Genomic DNA, 25409 nt, shown 5'->3' on the forward strand with positions numbered 1-25409 from the left:
GCGCCTCCGACCGCCCCGTATCGGCATAGGTCCGCCACCTAGCAACGAACTTGGTCAGTGCCGCCCGGATCTGCTCACCATTGCGTATGGTCAAAAAGGCTTCGGCGAATCCGCTGAGAAGTACGCGGCCTGAAACAGGTGGCGAATTCAAGTGATCATGGCGACACTGCGTTCTTTGCCAAATCGTTGACCTTTGTCGGCGAAGGTCATCGCGTTCGCGCTGGTCAGGCGGTGTTGCGCCGACCGCTGCGGGACCGGGCGGCGATGGCCCGGCAGTTGGACTCGCTGGTGGTGGCGGGCGAGCAGCACAACGCGAGCGTCCTAGTGCTGCCGCTCGATGCGGGGCTCTTTCGCTGGTCGCAGGCGGGCACCTTCACCATGCTCGACTTCCCGCAGGACGTCCGGGAGCCGGAGCCGACCACGATCTACATGGACGGGCCGTGCGGCGCGGTCTACCTCGACAAGCCGCACGAGACCGAGACGTACGAGGAAGCCTGGCGTTCGCTCGCCGAGCGGGCGCTGAGCGGGGCCGAGTCCCGTGAGTTGATCAGATCGATCGCGAAGGAGATGTCCAGTGCAGCGTGACGGTGTGTGGCACGCGTCCTCCCGCTCGGGCGGGGAGGGGGATTGTGTCGAGGTGGCGGCGTTCGCCGACGCGGTCGGTGTGCGGGACAGCAAGGACCGGCGGGGGCCGGCGCTGAGCTTCGAGTTGGCGGCCTGGGCCGGCTTCGTCCGGGCGGCCGGCTCGGGAGCCCTCGACAGCCGCCGGTAGCGGACAGTCTTCCGGTGCCCCTGTCTGCAAGGGGCACCGGAGGACGGGGCAACCCTTTATGCCACCTCGACGAAGTCGAGTTCCGCCCAGCGGCTCAGGTAGGTGAACCGCAGCGTGTTGTAGCCCGCGTTGAGCGTCACGTCGACGCCCGCCTGCCGCCAGACGTCCCAGCCGGTGTTGGGGTAGGTGACGACCTTCGGGTTGGCGCCGTTGACCGTCAACGTGTGCTGGGCGTCGCCGTACCCGGCGGCGTAGGCGACGTTGGCGCGGTAGCCACCCGCCCGGGGCGCGAAGACCGTCACCTCGACCCAACTGTCCGCATAGTCCATGTACGCCACGACCTGCCCCTGCGACGTGTTCGGGGCGGTGCGGACCGCGCAGTGGTTGAGCGTGCCGCGCTCGGTCTCGTACCGCACCCGGCTGCCCCGCACCACGGGGTACCCGCCGGACCAGCCCAGCGCCGCCACGTACATGCCGCGCGCCGAGTAGTTGTTGATCCAACCGTGGAAGACGAGGTGGTCGCCGCCCGCCTCGCGGACCACGTCGGCGCCGCCCGGCCCGCGCACGGCCGAGTCCAGCGACGCCGTGGTCAGCAGCGAGCGGTACGCCTTGGTGTACGGGCCGGTGAGCGAGGCCGACGTGGCGTAGCTGGTCTGGTAGCCGTCGCCGCCGTAACCGCCGAGCGAGTAGAAGAGCACGTACTGCGCGCCGACCTTGGTCAGTACGGGCGCCTCGATGATGCCGCCCTCCTCGGCCAGGCCGCTACGCAGCAACTCGGCGCGACTGCCCTGGAGGGTGACGCCGTCGGCGGCGACCCGTTGCAGCCAGAGGCTCGTCGGCTGGCCGATGGCGTTGCCGTCGTCCTTGTAGAGCAGGTACCGCAGCCCGGTGCTGTCGGTGAAGCTGGCCGCGTCGATGTCGCCGCCCTCGCCGGCGTTGCAGACCAGCGGCTGGGTGCCGACGGAGGCGAACGGCCCGAGCGGCGAGGTGGCCAGCGCGGCGCCGAGGCACTGCCGTCCGGTGGCCCGGCTGCGGGCGGTGTAGTAGAGCAGGTATCGCCCGTCGGCCCGCTGGGACACGTCGGGTGCCCAGGTCAGGCCCCCGTTGGCCCAGGTGCCGAGGGTCGGCATCGCGTCGGCCCGCCGGGTCCACGCTCCGGTCAGCGAACTGGCCGTGGCGACCGGGACGTTGCCGTTGCCGTTGTTCGTCGAGTACGCGTAGTAGGTGCTGCCGAACTTGACCACGTCGGGGTCGGGGAAGTCACTGGCGATGACCAGCGATGGTGCGGCGGTGGCGGCCTGGGCCACTCCCGGGCTGACGAGCAGTGAGCTGGCGACCAGCACGGCCGCCAGCCAGACGAGAGCTTTACGCATGGCGAAATTTAACCATACTCATCGATGCGCTGGAAGATTCCTGCGAACCCGATGCGGGGATGGCGACCACTCCATCGTGATCAACCTGGCCGAGTGGCCTCCTACCGGCTGTACGCCGACGCCGTCGGCCGGACCACCCGGGTGGACACCTGCACCGACGCCGGCCGCACCGAGTTCACCACCCATGGGAAGAACTACATAACGCCCGGAAAGCGCCGCCGGACGACCCCGCCACCGAGGGCTGAGGCTCCCAGCGGGCGCTCAGTGGGGCTGGGGAAGAATAGGCGGGTGACAACTCCCCGCGATCTCGTCCTGCTCGGGTCGACCGGCTCGGTCGGCACCCAGGCCATCGACATCGTCCGACGCAACCCCGACCGGTTCCGGGTGGTGGCGCTCGGTGCCGGTGGCGGCAACGTCGCGCTGCTCGCCGCCCAGGCCCTCGAGCTGGGCGTCGCCGCCGTCGGCGTGGCCAAGGCGTCCGCCGCGCAGGACCTCCAGCTCGCCTTCTACGCGGAGGCGAGCCGGCGCGGCTGGGCCACCGGCGACTTCAAGCTGCCCAAGATCGTGGCCGGCCCGGACGCGATGACCGAGCTGGCGCAGTGGCCCTGCGACGTGGTGCTCAACGCCGTGGTCGGCTCCCTCGGGCTCGCGCCGACGCTGGCCGCGCTGCGCGCCGGGCGTACCCTCGCCCTGGCCAACAAGGAGTCCCTCGTCGCCGGCGGCTCGCTCGTGAAGGCCGCCATGACACGGCCGGGACAGATCGTGCCGGTCGACTCCGAGCACTCGGCGCTGGCCCAGTGCCTGCGCTCCGGATCGCGCCCCGAGGTGCGGCGGCTGATCGTCACCGCCAGCGGCGGCCCGTTCCGGGGCAAGCGGCGCGACGAGCTGACGCAGGTCACGCCCGATCAGGCGCTCGCCCACCCGACCTGGAGCATGGGGCCGGTCGTCACGATCAACTCCGCCACCATGGTCAACAAGGCGCTGGAGGTGATCGAGGCGCACGAACTGTTCGACGTGCCGTACGCCGACATCGCCGTCATGGTGCACCCCCAGTCGGTGATCCACTCGATGGTCGAGTTCGTCGACGGTTCGACGATCGCCCAGGCGAGCCCCCCGGACATGCGGCTGCCCATCGCGCTCGGCCTCGGCTGGCCGGACCGGGTGCCCGCCGCCGCCGCCGCAGTGGACTGGACGACCGCCCACACCTGGGAGTTCGCCCCGCTGGACGACGAGGCGTTCCCCGCCGTGGCGCTGGCCAAGGCGGCCGGGGAGGCCGGGCGCTGCCGCCCGGCGATCTACAACGCGGCCAATGAAGAGTGCGTCGCGGCGTTCCTCGCCGGCCGGCTGCCGTTCCTCGGCATCGTGGACACTCTCCGTCGGGTGGTGGAGGACGCTCCCGATTACGACGAACCAGGTACCGTCGAGGACGTGCTCGCCGCCGAGTCGTGGGCACGCGCGCACGCGCAGGAGATCATCGTGGCGTCAGTGGAAGGAGCTTGATGGCGTACCTGCTCGGGGTGGTGCTCTTCGCCCTGGCCATCCTCATCTCGGTCAGCCTGCACGAGGCGGGGCACATGCTCACCGCCAAGGCGTTCGGGATGAAGGTCACCAAGTACTTCGTCGGCTTCGGCCCCACCCTCTGGTCGGTCAAGCGCGGCGAGACCGAGTACGGCGTGAAGGGCATCCCGCTCGGCGGCTTCTGCAAGATCGTCGGCATGACGGCGCAGGACGACGACGTCGATCCGGCCGACGAGCCCCGGGCGATGTGGCGCTACCCGGTCTGGAAGCGGACGATCGTGATGTCCGCAGGCTCGATCACCCACTTCGCGCTGGCCCTGGTCGCGACCTGGATCGTCGCCATGTCCGCCGGCCTGCCCAACCCCGACTTCCCGACCACCGACGCGCAGGCCCGCCAGGAGCCCGCGGTGATCGCGCTGGCCAAGTGCGTGGTGCCGGAGAACACCATCCGGGAGTGCGCGGTCGCCGACCCGGCCAGCCCCGCCGCCCAGGCCAACCTGCGCGACGGCGACCGGATCACCTCGCTCAACGGCACCCCGGTCAACAACTACGGCGACCTGCTGGTCGCGCTGCGGGCCACCAAGCCCGGCGACAAGGCCGAGATCGGGTACGTCCGCGACGGCCAGCCGGGCACCACGAGCACCGTGCTCGCCCAGACCCAGCGCCCCCCGCTGGACAACCCGGAGGGCAAGGTCGCCCCGGTCTCCGCGCTCGGCATCGGCCTGCGGTTCAGCACCCCGACCCGGGTCGATTACGGGCCGGTCTCCGCGCTCGGCGGGACCGCCCGGTTCACCGGCGACATGGCCGTCGGCACGTACGAGGCGATGAAGCGCATCCCGCAGAAGGTGCCCGCCCTCTGGACGGCGATCACCGGCGGCGAGCGGGACATGGACACCCCGATCAGCGTGGTCGGCGCGAGCCGGCTCGGCGGCGAGGCCGTGGAGAACAACGCCTGGCTGATCTTCTTCATGCTCTTCATCTCGCTGAACTTCTTCATCGGCGTGTTCAACCTGCTGCCGTTGCTCCCCCTCGACGGCGGGCACATCGCGATCGCCTGGTTCGAGCGGGCCCGGTCCTGGATCTTCGCCCGCTTCGGCAAGCCGGACCCGGGCCACGTCGACTACCTCAAACTCATGCCCCTCACGTACGCGGTGATTCTGATCGGTGGCGTGTTCACGCTGCTGACCATCACCGCGGACGTGGTCAACCCCATCACGCTCTTCTCAAGGTGAGTGCCTGAAGTGACCGCAGTCAGTCTCGGTATGCCCGTCGCGCCGCCCCCCGCGCTCGCCCCGCGCCGGCTCAGCCGCCAGATCATGGTCGGCTCGGTGCCGGTCGGTGGGGGTGCGCCCGTGTCGGTGCAGTCGATGACCACCACCCTCACCTCCGACGTCAACGCCACCCTCCAGCAGATCGCCGAGCTGACCGCGTCCGGCTGCCAGATCGTCCGGGTGGCGGTGCCCTCGCAGGACGACGTGGAGGCGCTGCCGGCGATCGCCCGCAAGTCGCAGATCCCGGTCATCGCCGACATCCACTTCCAGCCGAAGTACGTCTTCGCGGCGATCGACGCCGGTTGCGCCGCCGTGCGGGTGAACCCGGGCAACATCCGGCAGTTCGACGACAAGGTCAAGGAGATCGCCCGGGCGGCCGGCGACGCGCACGTGCCGATCCGCATCGGCGTGAACGCCGGCTCGCTGGACAAGCGGCTGCTCGCCAAGTACGGCAAGGCCACCGCCGAGGCGCTGGTCGAGTCGGCGCTGTGGGAGTGCTCGCTCTTCGAGGAGCACGGCTTCCGGGACATCAAGATCTCGGTCAAGCACAACGACCCGGTGGTGATGATCCGGGCGTACCGGCAGCTCGCCGAGCGGTGCGACTACCCGCTGCACCTCGGCGTGACCGAGGCCGGCCCGGCATTCCAGGGCACCATCAAGTCGGCGGTTGCCTTCGGCGCGCTGCTGGCCGAGGGGATCGGCGACACGATCCGGGTCTCGTTGTCGGCCCCGCCGGTGGAGGAGATCAAGGTCGGCAACCAGATCCTGGAGTCGCTGGGGCTGCGCGAGCGGGGCCTGGAGATCGTCTCCTGCCCGTCCTGCGGCCGGGCCCAGGTCGACGTCTACAAGCTGGCCGAGGAGGTCACCGCCGGTCTGGAAGGGCTGCCGGTGCCGCTGCGGGTGGCCGTCATGGGCTGCGTGGTCAACGGCCCGGGCGAGGCCCGCGAGGCCGACCTCGGCGTCGCCTCCGGCAACGGCAAGGGACAGATCTTCGTCAAGGGCAAGGTCGTCAAGACCGTCCCGGAGGCGCAGATCGTCGAGACGCTGATCGAGGAGGCCCTGCGGATCGCCGACGAGATGGGCGCAGACCTCCCCGAAGACCTCCGCGACCTCCTCCCCGGCCCCACCGTAACGATCCACTAACCCACCCCCCCACCCGGGGACACCGCGCGCCCACCCCCACCCGGGGACACCGCGCAAATTCAGAGAAAGAGTGGCCATTCCAGGTGGAATGGCCACTCTTTCTCTGAATTTGGCGTTCGTGTGGGGCCCGGGGTGGGGTTATTCGGGTTCGGCAAGGATGGCGTAGAGCTTGCGTCGGGTTTCGGCCAGCACTTGGGCGGCGCGTTCCCGCTGGTCGTCGGTGCCGGTCATCATCACCTGACGGAGCGCCTGCATCGCCTGGTTGCCGGCGTCGCGGATGTCGTGCCAGCTGTTGACCGTGTCCTCGGCGAACTCGCTCCACGGCGGGGCCTGAGCCGCCGAGTCGGCCTCGGCGTGGCCCGCCTCGGTGACGGTGAACCGCTTCCGGCCGCCGCCGGCCTCCTGGGTCGCCGCGACGACGACGCCCTCGTCCTCCAGGAGTTGGAGAGTCGGGTAGATCGACCCGGGGCTTGGCCGCCAGGCCCCGCCGGTGCGGGAGTCGATCTCCTGAATCATCTCGTACCCGTGCATCGGCCGCTCCTTGAGCAGCGCCAGCACGGCGGCCCGGACGTTGGGCCGGCGTCCCCGCCCACGTCCCCGGTGACCGCCCCGCCCGCCCCCGCCCCCGTGCCCGTGCAGGCCGGGCGGAAACGGTGGCCCAGGGGGCCCCGGCGGAAACCCAAAGCCCCGCATCCGCGCCTCGTGCACATGCATCCGTCGGTGGAAACCCATCAACCTTCCCCCTCATCGCTTATATCGCTGATGCATCAACGATATATCGCCAACCCATCGCCGACAACCCCCGGCCAGCCACCCGCCCCGTTGATCATGAAGTTAATGTCGCGACACGCCGACCGGGATGGCGATAACTTCATGATCAACGGGGCGGGTGGGGTTCGGTGACCGGCCGGCGGGGCGGTGGGGGGATCTGGCAGGCTGGTAAGCGTGCTGACGGTGCCGGTACGTCAAGTGGGGGAATCGGAGCGGCGCGCGGTCGAGCGGCTGCTTGATCTCGACCCGTTCGCGGGCGCGCAGGTCGCCGAGCGGATCGCCGCGCGCGGGCTGGCCTGGTGGCGGGCCGAGGGGCGCATCCTGGGGTACGGCCCGCGGCGCAGCCTGGAGTCGATCTGCTGGCTCGGCGGCAACCTCACTCCCGTGCTCGCCTCGGAGCACGCCATCGCCGCCTACGCCGACCTGCTCGCCGCCGAGGAGCGGCTCTGCTCGTCCATCGTCGGACGGGCCGATGCGGTGCTCCCCCTCTGGGACCGGCTCTGCGGGCAGTGGGGGCCGGCCCGGGACGTCCGGCCCGACCAGCCGTTGCTGGCCGCCGACGCGTTGCCGCCGGTGGTGGTCGACCCCGACGTGCGGCTCGTGCGCGGCCACGAGGTCGACCAGCTCTTCCCGGCGGCCGTGGCCATGTACACCGAGGAGGTCGGCGTCTCACCGCTGGCCGAGGACGGCGGGCGCGGCTACCGGCGCCGGGTCACCGACCTCGTCCGGGCCGGGCGGGCGTACGCCCGATTCGTCGACGGCCAGGTGGTGTTCAAGGCGGAACTGGCGGTGGTGACCCGACGTACCGCGCAGGTCCAGGGGGTCTGGGTGGCCCCGGAGTGGCGTGGGCGGGGCATCGCCACGGCGGCGATGGCGGCGGTGACCCGGGACGCGCTGCTGCGGGTCGCCCCGACGGTCAGCCTGTACGTCAACGACTTCAACCTGCCCGCCCGACGCGTCTATGAGCGCTGTGGGTTCCGTCCCGTCGGCACCCTCGCCACCATCCTCTTCTAGACTCCGCCCGGGCCGCGCAAAGCTGACCGGCGGCTGTGCGGAGCTGACCGGTGGGGCGGGCGCTGCAAGGTCGCGCCGCAGGTAAATGCGTTGAAGGGCCCAGCCGGATCGCGCAGGGTGGAACCACACCCGCCACCCGCGACCCGCCACCACCGGCCACCGGCCACCGCCCCGCCACCACCGGCCACCGCCCCGCCACCACCGGCCACCGCCCCGCCACCGGCCACCGCCACCGCCCCGAGTCCGGAGAAATTGACATGCGCCTGTTCCGTGACCTGTGGGCCACCTCGGCACGCCGGATGAGGATCGTCGCCGTGCTGATCGTCCTCGGCGCCTGCGGTCAGGCGGCTGCGGCCGCGCTCGCCGGCCCGGTGCTGGTACACCGCTCGGAGACGCTCTTCGTCGTCCTCGCCGTCGCGCTCTGCGCCGCCGTCGTCACCGACCTCGTCATCGGACTGCTGATGGCCGGGGTGACCGCCGACTGGTCCGCCGACGTCCGGCGCCGGCTGTGCCGGGTGGCACTCGGCCAGGACCTGCCCACCCTGGACGGCACCCCCGTCGGCGAGCTGCTGGACCGCATCGACGGGGACGTCTACCAGGTGGCCTCCGAGGTGCGCGGGCACGGCGTACGGATCGCGCAGATGTCCGCCACCGGTCTGCTCTCCACGGTTGTCGCCCTGGCGGTCTGGTGGCCGGCGGGGGTGAGCATGCTCGTCCTGACCGCGCTGCTCGCGGTCGTGCTGCGCCGGCCGACCCGGCGGATCGCTCCGGCCCGGATGGCCGAGGAGGAGGCCTGGACGGACCTCGCAGCCGTCATGGAGGAGGCCGTGCACGGCCAGGACGACGTGCGTACCAGCCTCGCCCGGCCGTACGTGCTGCGGTTGTATGCCCGGCGGGCCGCCGAGGTGCTGGCCCGGGGACAGCGGGTCTGGCGGATGTCCGCGCAGGTCACCACGGTCGGTGCCGGCGTCATCCGGGTCGGCATCATCGGGGTGGTGCTCGGCGGGGCGTGGGCGCTGGCCACCGGCCGGATCGACGCGGCCCGTCTCACCGCTGTGTGGCTGCTCGTGTTGGCCTTCGGTGCGACCGTCGAGCACATCAGCCGGATGGTGCCCGAGTTGCAGTACGCGCTCGGCGCGTGGGGGCGGGTGCAACTGTTGCAGGACGCCCGCCAGGAGCCGACCGGTGGCCGGGAACCCGTCGACGGCGACCTGGCCCTGCGCGGCCTCACCTTCCGGTACCCGGCGGGCGAGGCGGACGACGGCCGCGCGGCGGCGTTGCGGGACGTGTCGCTCACCTTCACCCGGGGCCGGTCGTACGCCCTGGTGGGGCGGACCGGGTCCGGCAAGTCCACCCTCACCAAGGTGCTCACCCGGGCGGTGGACCTGCCGCGCGGCACCGTCTTCCTCGGCGGGCTGGACCTGCTCGACCTGGACGTGGAGCGGCTGCGCCGGTGGATCGCCGTGGTGCCGCAGCGCACCGAGATCCTGGCCGGCACCCTCGCCGAGAACGTCGCGCTGTTCGACCCGGACCTGCTCGACGGTGCCGCCCGGGCGCTGCACGAGCTGGGGCTGGCCGGTTGGATTGCCGAGCTGCCCGACGGCCTGCACACCCGGCTCGGCGAGGGCGGGCACGTACTGTCGGCCGGGCAGGAGCAGCTCGTCGCGTTCGCCCGGATCCTGGTCCGCGACCCGCACGTGGTGATTCTCGACGAGGCCACCGCCCGGTTGGACCCGGTCACCGAGACGCTGGTGCAACGGGCCACCGACCGGTTGCTCGCCGACCGGATCGGCATCGTCATCGCCCACCGGCTCTCCTCGGTCCGGCGCTGTGACGAGGTGGTGGTGCTGGCCGACGGGGCGGTGGTCGAGGCGGGGCCACTGCGTTCCTCGGAACGGTTCGCCGAGCTGCTGGCCGTCAGTCACGCCTCCGCGTACGCCGAGGCGGGGGTGGCCGGGCGTGCCGGCGGCACCGCCGTGCTGACCGACCCACCGCCGCCCCCGCGGGTCGGTGCGCGTGGCGCCACCGCGGCGACCCCGGCCGGCCCGGGTGGCGTGGCGACTTCGGCCGCTCCGGTCAACGAGGCGCGGACGAAGGTCGCGCCGCCCCCGCTGCCGCCGACGCCGCAGGTACGGACGATGCGGGAGATCATCCGCCTGACCATGAACGATCCCCGGTACGGCGTGGTCGCGATCGTGCTGTTCGGGTTCGGGGGGCTGCTCGCCCTCGACGGCTCCGTGCTGCCCTGGCTCTGGGCGGATCTGGTCGACTCCTCCGGCGGGCCCTGGTGGCCGGCGGTAGGTATCGTGACCGCCCTGCTGGTGGCCGCGCCGGTTCCGTACCTGACCAGCATCTGGTTCCCCAACTGGTGGACCCGTCAGATGCTGCGGATCAGCCTGCGGCTGGTGCACGGGCAGACCGGCCCGCGCCGGATCAGCAAGCACACCCCGGCCGAGGTGGTCGCCCAGGGCGGCGACACGGAACGGGTGGTGATCCTCGCCGACAACCTCCTCGACCAGGGCATCGCCCTGCTCATGGTGGTCACCATGACCGTGGTCTCCGGCAGCCTCGTCCCGGCCGCGTTCTTCGTCGGGACGATGGTCGTCTCCGGGCTGGCGGCGTCGCTGTTCGGGCCGCGCCTGGAACGGTCGGCCCGGGACACCGTCGCGGCGCGGGCGGCGTTCGCCACCGCCCTGGTGTCGTCGCTGTCGGCGGCCCGCACGGTGAAGCTGGCCGGCGCCACCCGGCCGGTGCTGGGCCACCTCGCCGGCCTCGACGTCATCCGCAGCGAGCGCCAGCGTCGGGAGGTCTCCGTGCAGGTCTGGGCCCGGTCGACGCCGGCCCTGGTCAGTGGCCTGCTGCCGATCGGGGCCTGGGCGCTCTACCTGAGCGGCGGGCTTTCCGCCGGGGCCACCCTGGTCGCGGTCTCCACGCTCGGCGCGGCCCGCTGGTTCGCCTGGACCACGGCGTCCCTGGTCTCCCAGTTGCCGTCCGCACGGGTGTGGACGCGCCGCACGGTGGCGATGACGGGGGTCGGGGCGTACTCGGCGCCGGTGGACGGGGTCGACCTGGTCGCCGGGACCGCGCCCGCGCCGGAGCCGCTGCCCCGGCGACCGCTGCGCCGGCTGGAACTCGTCGGCTTCGGCGCGCTGCACACCGACGGGACGCACGCCGTCCGCGACGTCGACCTGACCGTCGAACGCGGTCAACTCGTGCTCGTCGTCGGGCCGGTCGGCTCCGGCAAGTCGTCGCTGCTGCGCGCCCTGGCCGGGATCGTGCACCACACCGGGACGCTGCGCTGGAACGCCGAGCCGGTCACCACACCGGAGCTGTTCCTCCGGCCGGGGCAGGTCGGCTACGTCGGCCAGCTGCCCCGGGTGCTCTCCGGCACGGTTGCCGACAACGTCGCGCTCGGCCACGACGTGGACGCCGCGGCAGCGGTGTCGACCGCCCAGTTGACACCCGACCTGGCCGCCGCCGGGGGCGGGCTCGGGTTGCTCATCGGGCACAAGGGGACCCGGCTCTCCGGCGGGCAGCTCCAACGGCTGGCGCTGGCCCGGGCGCTGGCCCCGCGTACCGAACTGCTGGTCGCCGACGATGTCTCCTCGGCGCTGGACGTCACCACCGAGCTGGAGCTGTGGGCGGCGCTGCGGGAGCACGGCGCGACGGTGGTCGGCTCGACGTCGAAGCGGGCCGCGCTGGTCCGGGCCGACCAGGTGCTGGTGCTGATCGGCGGGACGGTGGCGGCCCGGGGGGCCTGGCGCGACCTGGAGGACGACTGGGGCCACCTGGCGGGCTGACCGGGCCCTTCCCTCCTCGGCGCGACCGTGGCGCCGGGCGAGGCAGGACGACCGCGCCCAGCGCGCCCCCGCCGGATCTTGGACAGTTGCCGCAGTCGCCGGCGACTATCCAAAAGCGCCGGCGACTGTCCAAAGACGCCAGTGATGGTCCAAAGACGACGGCGACTGTCCAAGATCGCCGATGTCAGAAGGCGCGGGCGTACGGGGCCGGCCAGGATGGTGCGGCGGCGAGCCTGGCAGCCGCCCGCCGGGGCCAGTACGGGTCGCGTAGCAGTTCCCGGCCGAGCAGGACCAGGTCCGCCTCCCCGCCGGCCACGATCTGCTCGGCCTGCTCGGGCTCGACGATCAGGCCGACCGCGCCGGTCGGGATCCCGGCCTCTTGGCGGATCCGCGCTGCCAGCGGCACCTGGTAGCCGGGGCCGACCGGGATGGTGGCCCGGGCGGCGGCACCGCCGGAGGAGGCGTCCACCAGGTCGACGCCGGCCGCCGCCAGCTCACCGGCGAGCACCACGCTGTCCTCGACGGTCCAGCCGCCCTCGGTCCAGTCGGTGGCGGAGATCCGGGTGAGCACCGCGACGTCCTCGCCGACCGCCGTGCGGATCGCGCGGGCCACCGCCAGGGTCAGCCGCATCCGGCCCGCCCGGTCTCCGCCCCAGGCGTCGGCCCGGTGGTTGGTCAGCGGGGAGAGGAACTCGTGCAGCAGGTAGCCGTGCGCGGCGTGGATCTCCACGGCGGTGAACCCGGCGTCCACCGCCCGGCCGGCGGCCGTGGCGAACGCCTCGACCACGCCCGCGATGCCCGCCTCGTCGAGTGCGGTCGGCACCCGGTACTCGGGGACGAACGGCTCCGCGCCGGGGCCGACGGGGGTCCAGCCGCCGTCGGCGTCCGGCACCCCGCCGCGCTGCTCCGCCCACGGCCGGTACGTCGATGCCTTGAACCCGGCGTGGGCGAGCTGGACGGCCGGCACCGCGCCCTGCGCGGCGATGAACCCGGTGACCGGCCGCCAGGCGTCGACGTGCGCCCCGGACCAGAGCCCGGTGTCCTGGGGGCTGATCCGGCCCTCGGGCACCACGGCGGTCGCCTCGGTCATCACCAGGCCGGCGCCGCCGACCGCGCGGGAGCCCAGGTGCACCCGGTGCCAGTCGGTCGGCAGGCCGTCCGGGCCGGCGCTGTACTGGCACATCGGGGCCATGGCGACCCGGTTGGGCAGGGTGACGGCGCGCAGCGCCAGCGGGGTGAACAGGGTGCTCATGTCGTGATCCTCTCGGGTGCCGAGGTGGGCCGTCCACGCGACCGCCGATGAGGGCCCGCGGGCAGGACCCTGCTCGGCGTACGCGTCAGGCGGGGACGGGGCTCAGCTCGTCGGTACGGGCGGGGCTGTCGGCCTCGTCCGGCTCGATCAGGTCCCGCCGCCCGGCCGAGTCGTACGCGGCCCGGTCGAGGGTGCCCTCGCGCGCGGCGACGATCGTCGGGACGACGGCCTGGCCGGCCACGTTGGTAGCGGTGCGGATCATGTCCAGGATCGGGTCGATCGCCAGCAGCAGGCCGGCGCCGGCCAGCGGCAGGCCCAGCGTGCTCAGGGTCAGCGTGAGCATCACGATCGCGCCGGTCAGGCCGGCGGTGGCGGCCGAGCCGACCACCGAGACGAACGCGATCAGCAGGTAGTCGCCGATGCCGAGGTCCACCCCGAAGACCTGCGCGACGAAGATCGCCGCGAGAGCCGGGTAGACCGCCGCGCAGCCGTCCATCTTCGTGGTGGCGCCGAACGGCACCGCGAAGGAGGCGTACTCGCGGGGGACGCCGAGGCGCTCGACGGCGCGCTGGGTCACCGGCATGGTGCCGATCGAGGAGCGGGAGACGAAGGCCAGCTCGATGGCCGGCCACGCGCCGGCGAAGAAGCGCACCGGGTTGAGCCGGCCGGCACCGAGCAGCAGCAGCGGGTAGACGACGAAGAGCACGATCGCGCAGCCGACGTAGACGGCGGTGGTGAACTTCGCGAGCGGGGCCAGCAGGTCCCAGCCGTACGAGGCGACGGCGTGGCCGATCAGGCCCAGCGTGCCGATCGGGGCGAGCCGGATCACCCACCACAGCGCCTTCTGCACGATGCTCAGCAGCGACCGGTTGAGCGCCACGAACGGCTCGGCGGCCTCGCCGACCAGCAGCGCGGCGGCCCCCACGACCAGGGCCAGGAAGACGATCTGGAGCACGTTGCCCTCGACGAACGCGCCGACCGGGTTGGTGGGCACGATACCGGCGAGGAAGTCGGTCCAGGAGCCGGTGGCCTTCGGCGGGGCGGCGGCGCCGACGTCCAGGGTGACGCCCCGGCCCGGGTTGGTGAGCAGGCCGAGCCCGATGCCGACGCTCACCGCGATGAGCGCGGTGACACCGAACCAGAGCAGGGTCTTCAGCGCCAGCCGGGCGGCGTTGGCGACGCCGCGCAGGCTGACCACGCTGACCACGATGGCGGTGAAGACCAGCGGCGGCACGGCCAGCTTGAGTAGTTGGACGAAGAGGCCGCCGACGGTGTCGAGGGTGCTGGCCAACCAGCTCAGGTCGTTGGCGCGGGCGAGGAAGCCCAGCGCCACGCCGAGGACGAGGCCGAGCAGGATCTGCACGGAAAAGGGGAATTTGCGCAGGGCGGAAGCCATGAGGATGTGTCCAAAAGTCTGGGGCGGTCGGGCGGGCGGGCGTCAGGAGACGGGCCGCGCCGGACAGATGCCGCTGGCCTGCCGTCGGAGATCGACGTACAGGCGCACGGTGAGGTGCCAGACGTTGGTCATTGCCTGCCGACGCTACGCCGCCCCCGCCGCAGGTGGAAGGGGCGTCAAGTGGTGAGGCTCCTTACAGAGGAGGGCCGGCGGGGCCGGCGGCCCTCAGCGGCGGTGCCGGGCGAGGGCGAGGGCGAGGGCGGTGGCCAGGCCCCAGGCGGCGCAGACCGCGAGCAGCGCCCGTTCCAGCACGCCGACCAGGGGGCCCCGGCCGACGACGAGCATCGCCAGCCCCACCGCCCCGGCCAGCGGCAGCGACACCGCCGCGCCGCAGGCGGCGAGCCGCCGCAGCCGGGGCGCCGTGGCCGGGGTGAACAGCAACGCCAGCATCGCGAACACCACGGCGGCCGTCGCCGCGATGCTCGCCCCGCCGTGCACCAGGTCGGCCACCGTGGCCCGCTCGAACGGCGGCAGCGGGCAGCCGGCGGTGCACGTCACCGCGCCGGAGAGCGCTGCGCACAGGCCGCCGGCGGCGAGCAGGCCGGCCGCGACCCGCGCCGCCGACGGAAGCGCCGCAGCGAGCAGCACCAGCGCGCCGGCCAGGGCGAACACCCCGATCCGGTACGTCGCGGCGTACCCGCTGTCGGTGACGCCCGCCTCGCTGACGTACCCGGTCAGGCCCGGGCCCGGACCAGCGACCACGGCGACGGTCACCGCGACCGCGCCCACCAGGACGCAGCCGGCGGCGGCCGACGCGGCGGCGACCCGGAGTGCGGGGCGGCCGGGTCGGGGCTCGGCACCGGACGGCCCGGTCGGTGCCGGTCGGCGCCGGTCAGTCACGCCCGTGCGGCGCGGTCCAGCCGGAGGTGTCCGGACCCAGCGGCACGATCCCCGTCGGGTTGATCGCCGGGTGGGTGCCGTAGTAGTGCCGCTTGATGTGGTCGAAGTCGACCGTGTCGCCGACCCCGGGGGTCTGGAACAGGTCCCGGGCGTACGCCCACAGCACCGGCAGCTCGGTCAGCTTGTGCCGGTTGCACTTGAAGTGCCCGTGGTACGCCGCGTCGAACCGGACCAGCGTGGTGAACAGCCGCACGTCGGCCTCGGTGATGGCGTCGCCCATCAGGTAGCGCCGGCCCGCGAGCCGCTCCGACAGCGCATCGAGCCGGGAGAACAGCGCGGTGAACGCCTCGTCGTACGCGGCCTGGGAGGTGGCGAAGCCGCACCGGTAGACGCCGTTGTTGACGTCGCGGTGGATCTCGGCCATCAGCGCGTCCAACTCGTCGCGCAGCCCGACGGGGTAGAGGTCCGGGGCGCCGGGTCGGTGCAGGCTCCGCCACTGCGTGGACAGGTCCAGGGTGAGCTGCGGATAGTCGTTGCTGACTACCCGCCCGGTGAGCGTGTCGACCAGGGCCGGCACGGTCACCCGGCCGGTGTATCCCGGGTCGGTCGCCAGGTACGCCTCCGACAGGTACGAGATGCCGAGCGCCGGGTCTCGCCCGCCGGGGTCGAGGGTGAACCGCCAGCCCCGCTCGTCGCGGATCGGGTCGACCGTGGCGAGCGAGATCGCGTCGTCCAGGCCGAGTAGGCCGAGCACGATCCGGGCCCGGTGCGCCCACGGGCAGGCCCGGCACCAGACGAGGCGGTACCGGCCGGCTTCGAGGGGCCACCGGCCATGGGCGTCCGGCCCGCCGCCGGGCGGCGAATCGGAGTCGGGGGTGACCCGCCCGGTGAACCGGTTGGGCTGGCGGACGAACTCCCCGCTGCCGGAGGTCTCTGCGCTGAACTGGGCCCGAGCCATGCCGACAACCTATCCGCTCCCCGCGCGGATATCCTGGCCCGGCCTCGCCGTGACCCGGCCGGCCTGCAGTCGGCCTTCCCCACCCCCGAAGGACTTACGTCGATGACCGTGGCATATCTCGTGGCCGGTGTCCGCACCCCCATCGGCCGGTACGCCGGCGCCCTGGCCGGCGTGCGCCCCGACGACCTCGCCGCGCACGTGATCCGCGAGCTGGTCGCCCGCCACCCGTCGGTGGACTGGGCTCGCGTCGACGACGTGGTGCTCGGCTGCGCCAACCAGGCCGGCGAGGACAACCGCAACGTGGCCCGGATGGCCGCGCTGCTGGCCGGACTGCCCGGCGAGGTGCCGGGCAGCACCATCAACCGGCTCTGCGGCTCCGGCCTGGACGCCCTGGCCACGGCCGCCCGGCAGATCGTCGCCGGCGAGGCGGAGCTGGTGGTGGCCGGCGGCGTGGAGAGCATGAGCCGCGCGCCGTACGTCATGCCGAAGGCCGGCTCCGCGTTCTCCCGGACCCCCGAGGTGTACGACACCACGATCGGCTGGCGGCTGGTCAACCCGCTGATGGAGCAGGAGTGGGGGATCGACTCGATGCCCGAGACGGCCGAGAACGTGGCCGCCGAGTACGGCATCGACCGCGCCGCGCAGGACGCCTTCGCGTACCGGTCGCAGCGGCGGGCCGCCAGGGCGCAGGCCGATGGCCGGTTCGCCGAGGAGATCGTGCCGGTGTCCGTGCCGGCGGGGCGGCGCGAGACGAAGTTGGTCGAGGTCGACGAGCACCCCCGGGAGACGTCGCTGGAGAAGCTGGCCGCGCTGCCCACCCCGTTCCGGTCGGGCGGCACGGTGACGGCCGGAAACTCCTCCGGCGTCAACGACGGCGCGGTCGCGTTGCTGGTGGCCGGCGAGGCGGCGGTGGCCCGGTACGGCCTCACCCCGCTGGCCCGGATCACCGGCGCTGCCGCGGCCGGCGTGCCGCCCCGGATCATGGGGGTCGGGCCGGTGCCGGCTACCCGCAAGCTGCTCGACCGGCTCGGCGTGGGCCTCGGCATGGTCGACGTGATCGAGCTGAACGAGGCGTTCGCCGCGCAGTCGGTGGCGGTGCTGCGCGAGCTGGGCCTGCCCGAGGACGCCGAGCACGTCAACCCCAACGGCGGGGCGATCGCCCTGGGGCACCCGCTGGGCGCCAGCGGTGCCCGGCTGGCGCTGACCGCCGCGCTGGAGCTGCGCCGCCGGGACGCCCGACGGGCGCTCGCCACCATGTGCGTCGGGGTGGGGCAGGGCATCTCGCTGATGCTGGAGTCGGCCGGCTGACCCTCCGTATCCGCCGGGCCGCCCCGGGCCGTGTCGCACCGCCCTGGGTTGCCTCGGTGGTCGTCCAGACCTCGCTAAGCGTGGAACCAGCGGCCTAGAGTGTTGAACACCACAGACCCACGGGTCCGGCCGGCCGCTGCCGGGGCGCTGCCGCGCGCCCCGGTGGCCGGCGCGGCGACGACGGGGCGGCAACGACGGACGGGTGCGACACAGATGCCGGACGGACTTCCCAGCACCGAGATCGACCTGAGCCGGCCGAGCGCCGCCCGGGTCTACGACTACGGCGTCGCCCGGTATGACCAGCCCGCCGGCTAGGCCGGCGTGACAGCCGTGCCTGAACCCGGCGGCGAACAGCTCGGCCGGGCCGGCGCTCAGGCGTACGCCGCCGGGTGGGCCCGCGCGGCACGGCGGCTCGGGTTCGTGCCGCTGAGCGCGGCCGAGTCCGAGCGGCTGCTGTTCCTACACACGGTACGGCTGGCCCAGGCGCTGCTCGCCGAGACGTTCTCCGCCCAACCCGCCGAGGACGTCGGCCGGGCGCTGGTCGAGGCGCACCTGATCGAGCCCAGGTTCCTCGACTGGTCGGTCACCGCGCTCGGGGAGCGGTTCACCGCCGAGGTGCTGCCGGGCCGAGCGGACCTGCCCGGCACCGCCGCCCGGGTCGCCGCCCTCCAGGGCGGCTTCGCCGCCGGGTTCGCCCGGGCGCTGCGCGACCGCACCTTCACCCAGCAGGAGCGCATCGCCCGCAGCGCCTGGCAGGCCCGGGACACCGTCGAGCAGGCGCTGCGGGACAGCGAGGCGCGGTTCCGGGCGGTCTTCAGGGGAGCGGCGATCGGGATCGGTCTCGCCGGCATCGACGGGCAGATCGTCGACGTCAACGCGTCCTTCGCCGACATGCTCGGCTACTCCATCGAGGAGCTGCGGCAGATCAACGTGGCGTCACTGGCCCACGCCGAGGACGCCCCCGGGATGTGGGAGCTCTACCAGGAGCTGATCGAGGGCCAACACGAGTCGGCCCGGGTGGAGAAGCGCTACCACCGCAAGGACGGCAGCGTGGTCTGGACGGACCTGGCCGTCTCGCTGATCCGTCACGACGACGGCCGGCCGCGCTTCACCGTGGCGATGATCGAGGACATCACCGAGCGGTACGAGCTGCAGCAGCGGCTGCGCTTCCAGGCGCTGCACGACCCGCTCACCGGCCTGCCCAACCGCACGCTGTTCTTTGAGACCCTCGGCCAGTTACTCGGCGAGGCCGGGCCGGACCACCGGATCGGGGTCTGCTTCCTCGACCTGGACGGCTTCAAGGCGGTCAACGACAGCCTCGGCCACGACCTCGGTGACCGGTTGCTGGTGGTGATCGCCCGTCGGCTGGCCGAGTGCGTCGCCGGGCACGGCCACCTGGTCGCCCGGATGGGCGGCGACGAGTTCGTCATCCTCGTCGACGGCGGCGACGGCCTCGACGACGCGGTGGGCGTCGCGGAGATGGCCCTCGCGGCGGTCTCCGCCCCGGTGCACGTCGGTGACCAGCAGCTCGCGGTGTCGGCCAGCATCGGCATCGTGGACTGCCTGTGCGCCGAGACCAGCGCGTCGGAGCTGATGAAGGCCGCCGACACCACCCTGTACTGGGCGAAGGCGGAGGGGCGCGGCCGGTGGGCGGTCTACGACCCCGAGCGCAGCGCCCGGGACATCGCCCGATCGGCGCTCGCCGCCGGCCTGCCCGCGGCGCTGGACCGGGGCGAGTTCGTGGTCCGCTACCAGCCGATCGTCTCGCTGCGCGACTCCTCGATGGTCGCGGTCGAGGCACTGGTCCGCTGGCAGCACCCCAAGCTGGGGCTGGTCGGGCCGGACCATTTCATCGGGCTGGCCGAGGAGACCGGCCTGATCGTCCGGCTCGGCGAGTGGGTGCTCCGACAGGCGTGCCGCGACGCCGAGGCGTGGCACCGGGAGTTCCCCGAGGCGAAGCTGGTGGTCAGCGTCAACCTGGCCGCGCGGCAGGTCAACGCCCCGGGCATCGTCGAGACGGTGGCGAGTGCGCTGGGCCACACCGGACTGCCCGCCGGCCTGCTCCAGCTCGAACTGACCGAGAGCGCCGTGATGGGCACCGCCGGGGAGCCGCTGCGCGCGCTGCACCGGCTCGCCGACCTCGGCGTACGACTGGCGATCGACGATTTCGGCACCGGATACTCGAACCTCGCGTACCTGCGGCGGCTGCCGATTCACTGCCTCAAGCTGGCGGGGCCGTTCGTGGAGGGGATCCGGGCCGACGACGCCGGCACCCTCGCCGACCACCGGGACGAGCGGATCGTCGACGCGCTGGTCCGGCTGGCGCACGCGCTGGAGTTGCGGGTCACCGCCGAGGCGGTGGAGACGCGGGTGCAGGCCGAGCGGCTGCGCGCGCTGCACTGCGACACCGGTCAGGGATGCTGGTTCGGCAGCCCCGCACCGGCCGGTGTGATCACCGCCCGGCTGCGCGGCGACGCAGCCCCGGGTTCGACGGAAGGAACGGCGGAATGAGCCTCACCGATTCGCAGGCGATGGTCGCCGTGGTGACCGCCCTGGCCATCGTGGCCGGGCTGGCCGGCGTGGTGGTGCCGGGGTTGCCCGCGCTGCCGCTGTGCTGGGGCGGGGTGCTCGTCTGGACGCTGTTCGGCGACGCCGGGGCGGGCCGCTGGCTGGTGCTGGCCGCCGTCACCGTGGTCGCCGCCGGGGGTGCGGTGGTCAAGTACCTCTGGCCGGGGCGGAACCTGAAGAGCGCCGGGGTGCCGGCGTCGTCCCTGCTGGCCGGCGGTGTGCTCGGGCTGATCGGGTTCTTCGTGATCCCGGTGGTGGGGCTGGTGATCGGCTTCGTCGGCGGGGTGTGGGGCGCCGAGCGGCTGCGGCTGGGCAGCAACCAGCTCGCCTGGCCGTCGACGGTGCAGGCACTCAAGGCCGCCGGGCTGTCGATGCTGGTGGAGTTCCTCGCCGGTCTGGTGATCGGCGTGCTCTGGGTCGCCGGCCTGCTGTTCGCCTGATTTTCGCGGCGTGGTCGGGGTGGCGGCGCGGGGCGGATCGCCGTAGTGAGAGAGAGGTGAACGCCCCGCGCCGCCGCGTGCCGGGCGTTGCCGAGCGCCCGGCGGGGCCCGTCCGGATCGGGCCTGGTCACAGGCTCAAGGATGCGTCCCGAGCACCGCTGCGGGCAAGGCAATTAGGCAGTACGGGGCCGGCGACGGACCGGCCGTGGACCGCAACCGGATCACAACCGCCGGCTGGTTCACTCCGCGACACCGGCGGCGAATCGTCGGTGGAAAAGAGCGGGAGGCTGAATTGTCCGAGAAGCTACGCAGGATCGCGCTCGGTGCCGGGATGTCACTGACGGTGGGTGTGGCGCACCTGCTCTGGGCCGTCGCCCCGGCCCACGCCTCGGGTGGCATGGTGCAGGTGGACGGATCGACGGTGTCCTACGTCGCCCCGACGGGCGTCGCCAGCGACGTGACGGTGGAGTCGGTCGCCGGTGGTGTCGCGGTCACCGACACCGGGTCGCCGGTGGTGCCGGGCGTCGGCTGCGTGTCGGTCACCAGCAACCAGGTGACCTGCCAGGTGACCGGGGCGGTGACCGTCGCGATCTGGACCGGGGACCTGGCCGACGAGGTGCACGTCACGGCCATGGTGATGTTCGCAAAGATCAATTTGGGGGCCGGTGACGACCTGGTCGACCTCCTGGGGGTACGCGGCACTGCGGTCTACGGCATGGACGGTGACGACGTCATCTACGGCAGCGAGGCCGTCGACACCATCGACGGCGGCGGTGGCGACGACCGGCTCTACGGCTTCGGCTCCGCCGACGTCCTGCTCGGTGCAGCGGGGGCCGATGTCCTGGTCGGCGGCGCGGGGGACGACACGCTCGTCGGCGGTGGCGGGGACGACCTCATCCTCGGTGAGGCCGGGGCCGACACGGTCTACGGTGACCATGCGCCCCGGGTGCTCGGCTTGGTCGGGCGGGACGTCTGCGAACTCGGCCCGGGTGGCGGCACCGCCTCCGGCTGCGAGGTCGTCCGCTGACCGGAGGCTCAGCCAACGGCTGACCGCCCGGCGCTGCGGTCGACGTCGGACGGATTCCGGACGACCGCTTTGCGTGCGGCACCCCGTCGTGCTCTCCTCCTCCCCGGGGGAGGGGGCGCGATGGCCGCAGAGGTTGGCTCGACGGTGGTGGCGGGGGTCCGGTTGCTCGGTCCGCTGGAGGTGACCACGGGCGCCGGTGGCCGGGTCGGGCTGGGTGGGCCCCGACAGCGGACCCTGCTCGGGCTGCTGGCTCTGCGCGCCCCGGACGTCGTCTCCCGGGCCCAGTTGATCGACGGCATCTGGGGCGAGGAGCCGCCCGCCTCGGCGACCAAGACGCTGCACGCCCACATGGCCTACCTGCGTCGGGCGCTGACCGGGGCCGGCCTGCCCGCCCTGATCACCACCCGACCACCCGGGTACGCCCTGGCCGTCGGCGAGACCGACGCGCAGCGCTTCGAGACACTGGCCCGACAGGGCAACCATGCCCTGCGCTCCGGCGCGGTCACCGAGGCGGCCGAACTGCTCCGGACCGGCCTGCGGTTGTGGCGGGGTGACGTGCTGGCCGACTGCCCGATCGGCGAGTGGGCTCGGGCCGAGGCGGCCACCCTGCACGAGGCCCGGTGGAACGCCGTAGAGGATCTCTGTGCCGTCGAGCTGGCGCTCGGCGAGCATGCCCGGGTCGCCGCCGAACTGGAGACCCTGGTCGCCCGGGAACCCCTGCGGGAACGACTCTGGGAACTGTTGATGACGGCGCTGCACCTGGCCGGTCGACGGGCCGACGCGCTGGCCGCGTACCGGCGGGCCCGGGGTGTCCTGGTGGCGCAGCTCGGCATCGAGCCGGGCCGGCGGTTACGGGAGGTGGAGGCCGCCGTCCTGGCCGGGGAGAGCATCCCGCCCGTCGGCCCGGCCCCCGGTCGACCGGCCGGCGACCGATCGGCCGGCGGTGGTGCGGCCGGCGAGCGCCGGGCCGGCGACCGACTGGCCGGCGGCGGGGCGGGTCGGTCGGTGGCGGATCCGGCAACGGAGGAAGCCGCCCCGCCCGGCTGGCCGACCATCGCCGGCCCGCCGCTGCCGGCACCGCTGACCCGACTGATCGGCCGCCGGGCCGAGGTGGCCGAGATCGGCGCGCTCCTCGCCGACCACCGGCTGGTCACCCTCACCGGTATCGGGGGGTGCGGCAAGACCCGGTTGGCCCTCGCGGTCGCTGCGGAACTCGGTGCCGGGGACGACCTCGTGGTTCGGTTCGTGGAACTCGCCGGGCTCGTCGACCCGGACCGGCTGGTGGGCACCGTGGGCACCGCCCTCGGCCTGCCGGACCAGGTCGATCCGTCGCCCGTCGACGCGCTGGGGCGGCAGTTGCGTCGGGCCCGGCTGCTGCTGGTGCTCGACAACTGTGAGCACCTCGCCACCGCCTGCGCGGCGCTGGTCGGCACCCTGCTGAGCCGCTGCCCGGGGCTGCGGGTGCTGGCGACCAGCCGGGAGCCCCTCGACCTGCCGGGGGAGCGGGCGTTCCCGGTGGCTCCGCTGGCGGTACCGACCGGCCGGTTCACCGGCGACCTCGCCGAGGCCCGCCGCTACGACGCGGTCCGGCTCTTTCTCGACCGGGCGGCGGTGCCGGTCGTACGCGATCTGCGCGACGCCGACGCCGCCGCGCTGGTGGCGATCTGCGCCGGGCTCGACGGGTTGCCACTGGCGATCGAGCTGGCCGCCACCCGTACGTCGGTGCTCACCCCCCGGGAGATCGCCGACCGGCTGCGGGAACCCGGGCTGCTCCGTACCGGCCCGGGTGGTGCCGGCCGGCCGTCCGCCCTCGACGCCGCCATGGCCTGGAGCTACCACCTGCTCAGCCCTGCCCGGCAGCGGTGGTTCCGCCGGCTCGCGGTGTTCCGGGGCGGCGGAACCCTCGACGCGGTCGAGGCGATGGCCCCCGGGCCGGCCGAGGAGGCCATCGACGTGCTCGGTGACCTCGTCGCCAGGTCGCTGGTGGTGACCGACCGGCATCGGGGCCGGGCCCGCTACCGGCTGCTGGAGACGATCCGGCACTACGCCGCCGAGCGGCTCGCCGAATCCGCGGTGGAGTCCGCCGAGGCGTACCGGTGTCACGCCGTGCACTACCGGCGGCTGGCCGAGGAGGTCGACCGGCAACTGCACGGCCCGGAACTGGAGGCACTGCTGGATCGGCTCGCGGTGGAGCACGACAACCTGGTCGCCGCGCAGGAGTGGCACCGGCGGCACGGCTCCCGCTCCGAGCAGCTCCGGCTCGCCGCTGGCCTGGGGCGGTACTGCCACTTGCGCGGCCGGTACCGGGAGGGCCGGCGGTGGCTCGCCGACGCGCTCACCGGCACCGACGACCTACCCGCGCCCGAGCTGGCCAGGGCCTGCCTCTCCGCGGCGTACCTGGCTCTCTTCGAGTGCGACTACATCGCGGCCACCGGGCACGGCGAGCGGGCGCTTCAGGTGCACCGGCAGCTCGCCGACGACAGCGGGTCCGCCCGGGCGTTGAGCCTGCTCGGCTCGGTCGACCGGGAACAGGGCCGGCTGGACCGGTCGCTGGCCCGGTACGCCGAGGCGTTGACCGTCCACCGGGCCGCCGACAATCGGCGCGGGATCGCGGACACCCTGCTGATGACCGGCTTCACCGCCTGGCTCGGCGCTGAGCTGGACCGGGCCGAACCGCTCGTCGAGGCGGCCCTGGCGGAGTTCCACCAGCTCGCCGATCCCGAGGGGATCGCGTCCGCCCGGGTCCATCTGGCCGCTGTGGCGTACCACCGGGGGCAGGACGCCCGCGCCCGCTGGCTGGCCGAGGACGCGCTGTCCCGGTTCCAGGAGTTCGGCTTCCAGGAGGGCATCGCCTGGGCGCTGAACATCGTCGGTCTGGTCGAGGCCCGCGACGGCGACCGGCTGCGGGCGGCCGAGCTGCTCCGGGGCAGCCTGGAACTGCACTGCGCGGTCGGTGACCGGTGGCGCGGTGCCAGCCTGCTGGAGTCGCTCGCCGCCGTCCTCTCCGCCGACGACCGGCATTCGGCGGCGGTCGAGCTGCTCGGTGCGGCCAGCGCCATCCGCGCCGCGATCGGGGCACCGGTGCCGGCGCAGGAACACGCCGCCCACGCGGCCACCCTCGACCGGGTCCACCTGGCGCTGACCGAGCGGGCCTTCTACGCCGCCTGGGCGCGCGGCGAGTCGTACCGGCTGGAGGAGCTGCCGACCCGCCTTCGCGAGCTGGTGCCCACCGGGCGGCAACCCGTACCCAGTGGCTGACGGACCGGGCCCCGGCGGCTGGCCGGGGCCCGGTCGGGCGTGCTCGGTCAGTTGCTGACCCGGTGCAGCTCGGTCAGTTGCTGACCCAGTTCGGTTCGGTCAGTTGCTGACCCAGGAGAGGTAGACGTCGCCGTCGCAGGTGTAGGAACCGACGTTCTTGACCGTCCAGTAGATCTCCAGCTCGCGGGTGTTGTCGGCGTTCCAGTTCTGCTTGCGCCACTGCCGGGTGACCTCTAGCTGGCAGCTCTGGGTCACGGTGGTGGCGACCGGCCGGACGTCCACGTTGTAGTACCGGGTGGTGGGCGTGTTGTTCCACCCGCCGCTGGTGCTCGAACCCGGGGCCAGCGCGGTCACGTCGGCGATCTTGTAGGCGCCCGCGGAGCCGACCTCGGCGTCGGCGACGGCCACGGCGGGCGTCGGACCCACCGCCGCGCCGAGCGCCACCACCGCTACGGCGGCCCCCAGCATCGCCCCGATCTGGCGGGCCTTCGTGGTCTTCAACATGTCGTTCTCCTTTTCACCGGTCCCGGGACTTCCCGTCGGGACTGGCCTAATTTCTAGGCACCGGCGGCTGTGGGCCGGTTGTGATCGGGTTGCGGTCCGCCGGTCGTCCGACCGGTCGGCTCACGGTTCGGGTCGA

19 protein-coding genes and 1 pseudogene are annotated in these 25409 nt (G+C 73.3%); 13 read left to right on the forward strand and 7 right to left on the reverse strand.

Annotated elements, in window-relative coordinates; all coding sequences use genetic code 11:
- Nucleotides 1–225: 225 nt before the first annotated feature.
- Nucleotides 226–585: pseudogene (locus SNR22_RS05120) on the forward strand (Scr1 family TA system antitoxin-like transcriptional regulator); the annotation flags it as partial.
- Between the two features lie 4 nt (nucleotides 586–589).
- Nucleotides 590–772 (forward strand): DUF397 domain-containing protein, encoded by a 183-nt coding sequence (locus SNR22_RS05125; RefSeq protein ID WP_320065362.1) that lies wholly within the window; start codon nucleotides 590–592, stop codon nucleotides 770–772.
- Nucleotides 773–828: 56 nt separating this feature from the next.
- Here the strand turns inward: SNR22_RS05125 and SNR22_RS05130 are convergent, their stop codons facing one another.
- Entirely contained in the window at nucleotides 829–2145 is a 1317-nt protein-coding gene (locus tag SNR22_RS05130) for a family 43 glycosylhydrolase (RefSeq protein WP_320065268.1), read from the reverse strand.
- A gap of 288 nt (nucleotides 2146–2433) precedes the next feature.
- Here SNR22_RS05130 and dxr point away from each other — a divergent pair, with 288 nt between their 5' ends.
- The 3 genes from dxr to ispG are packed head-to-tail and all read left to right on the forward strand — an operon-like array spanning nucleotide 2434 to nucleotide 6077.
- A complete protein-coding gene (gene dxr, locus SNR22_RS05135) occupies nucleotides 2434–3645 on the forward strand; it encodes a 1-deoxy-D-xylulose-5-phosphate reductoisomerase (protein WP_320065269.1) in 1212 nt (403 codons plus the stop codon).
- Nucleotides 3645–4895, forward strand: coding sequence for a site-2 protease family protein (locus SNR22_RS05140; RefSeq protein ID WP_320065270.1), 1251 nt, complete (start codon nucleotides 3645–3647; stop codon nucleotides 4893–4895). The genes dxr and SNR22_RS05140 overlap by 1 nt, the downstream gene beginning before the upstream one ends.
- A gap of 9 nt (nucleotides 4896–4904) precedes the next feature.
- Nucleotides 4905–6077, forward strand: coding sequence for a flavodoxin-dependent (E)-4-hydroxy-3-methylbut-2-enyl-diphosphate synthase (ispG, locus tag SNR22_RS05145; RefSeq protein WP_320065271.1), 1173 nt, complete (start codon nucleotides 4905–4907; stop codon nucleotides 6075–6077).
- Nucleotides 6078–6215: 138 nt separating this feature from the next.
- Here ispG and SNR22_RS05150 read toward each other — a convergent pair whose 3' ends face one another.
- Nucleotides 6216–6809, reverse strand: coding sequence for a PadR family transcriptional regulator (locus SNR22_RS05150; RefSeq protein WP_320065272.1), 594 nt, complete (start codon nucleotides 6807–6809; stop codon nucleotides 6216–6218).
- A gap of 213 nt (nucleotides 6810–7022) precedes the next feature.
- Here SNR22_RS05150 and SNR22_RS05155 point away from each other — a divergent pair, with 213 nt between their 5' ends.
- A complete protein-coding gene (locus tag SNR22_RS05155; protein WP_320065273.1) occupies nucleotides 7023–7862 on the forward strand; it encodes a GNAT family N-acetyltransferase in 840 nt (279 codons plus the stop codon).
- Between the two features lie 257 nt (nucleotides 7863–8119).
- Entirely contained in the window at nucleotides 8120–11662 is a 3543-nt protein-coding gene (locus tag SNR22_RS05160; protein ID WP_320065274.1) for an ABC transporter ATP-binding protein, read from the forward strand.
- Between the two features lie 184 nt (nucleotides 11663–11846).
- Here SNR22_RS05160 and SNR22_RS05165 read toward each other — a convergent pair whose 3' ends face one another.
- The 4 genes from SNR22_RS05165 to SNR22_RS05180 all read right to left on the reverse strand — a co-directional run bounded on the left by SNR22_RS05165 (nucleotide 11847) and on the right by SNR22_RS05180 (nucleotide 16168).
- Nucleotides 11847–12914 (reverse strand): NADH:flavin oxidoreductase/NADH oxidase, encoded by a 1068-nt coding sequence (locus SNR22_RS05165; RefSeq protein WP_320065275.1) that lies wholly within the window; start codon nucleotides 12912–12914, stop codon nucleotides 11847–11849.
- Between the two features lie 85 nt (nucleotides 12915–12999).
- Nucleotides 13000–14298 (reverse strand): dicarboxylate/amino acid:cation symporter, encoded by a 1299-nt coding sequence (locus SNR22_RS05170; RefSeq protein ID WP_320065363.1) that lies wholly within the window; start codon nucleotides 14296–14298, stop codon nucleotides 13000–13002.
- A 237-nt stretch (nucleotides 14299–14535) separates the two neighbouring features.
- Nucleotides 14536–15210 (reverse strand): DUF998 domain-containing protein, encoded by a 675-nt coding sequence (locus SNR22_RS05175; protein ID WP_320065276.1) that lies wholly within the window; start codon nucleotides 15208–15210, stop codon nucleotides 14536–14538.
- On the reverse strand, nucleotides 15203–16168 hold the full coding sequence (locus SNR22_RS05180; protein ID WP_320065277.1) for a glutathione S-transferase family protein: 966 nt from the start codon (nucleotides 16166–16168) through the stop codon (nucleotides 15203–15205). The genes SNR22_RS05175 and SNR22_RS05180 overlap by 8 nt, the downstream gene beginning before the upstream one ends.
- Before the next feature lie 102 nt (nucleotides 16169–16270).
- Between SNR22_RS05180 and pcaF the strand changes: the two genes are divergently transcribed.
- From pcaF to SNR22_RS05210, 6 genes are all read left to right on the forward strand, one after another.
- Nucleotides 16271–17476 carry a 3-oxoadipyl-CoA thiolase gene (gene pcaF / locus SNR22_RS05185; RefSeq protein WP_320065278.1) on the forward strand — a complete coding sequence of 402 codons (1206 nt, stop codon included), beginning with the start codon at nucleotides 16271–16273 and terminating at the stop codon, nucleotides 17474–17476.
- A 102-nt stretch (nucleotides 17477–17578) separates the two neighbouring features.
- Nucleotides 17579–17791, forward strand: coding sequence for a hypothetical protein (locus SNR22_RS05190; protein WP_320065371.1), 213 nt, complete (start codon nucleotides 17579–17581; stop codon nucleotides 17789–17791).
- A 6-nt stretch (nucleotides 17792–17797) separates the two neighbouring features.
- A complete protein-coding gene (locus SNR22_RS05195) occupies nucleotides 17798–19987 on the forward strand; it encodes a putative bifunctional diguanylate cyclase/phosphodiesterase (protein WP_320065279.1) in 2190 nt (729 codons plus the stop codon).
- Nucleotides 19984–20484 (forward strand): DUF456 domain-containing protein, encoded by a 501-nt coding sequence (locus SNR22_RS05200; RefSeq protein WP_320065280.1) that lies wholly within the window; start codon nucleotides 19984–19986, stop codon nucleotides 20482–20484. Before SNR22_RS05195 ends, SNR22_RS05200 begins: the two co-directional genes overlap by 4 nt.
- Nucleotides 20485–20776: 292 nt before the next feature.
- A complete protein-coding gene (locus SNR22_RS05205; protein ID WP_320065281.1) occupies nucleotides 20777–21511 on the forward strand; it encodes a hypothetical protein in 735 nt (244 codons plus the stop codon).
- 120 nt (nucleotides 21512–21631) lie between these two features.
- Entirely contained in the window at nucleotides 21632–24769 is a 3138-nt protein-coding gene (locus SNR22_RS05210; RefSeq protein ID WP_320065282.1) for an AfsR/SARP family transcriptional regulator, read from the forward strand.
- A 99-nt stretch (nucleotides 24770–24868) separates the two neighbouring features.
- On the opposite strand, the gene SNR22_RS05215 is transcribed toward SNR22_RS05210, so the two are convergent.
- Nucleotides 24869–25273, reverse strand: a complete 405-nt coding sequence (locus SNR22_RS05215) for a hypothetical protein (protein ID WP_320065283.1) — start codon at nucleotides 25271–25273, stop codon at nucleotides 24869–24871.
- Between the last annotated feature and the right edge of the window lie 136 nt (nucleotides 25274–25409).

It is taken from the genome of Micromonospora sp. RTGN7 (genome assembly GCF_033804645.1).
Classification (GTDB): Bacteria; Actinomycetota; Actinomycetes; order Mycobacteriales; family Micromonosporaceae; genus Micromonospora.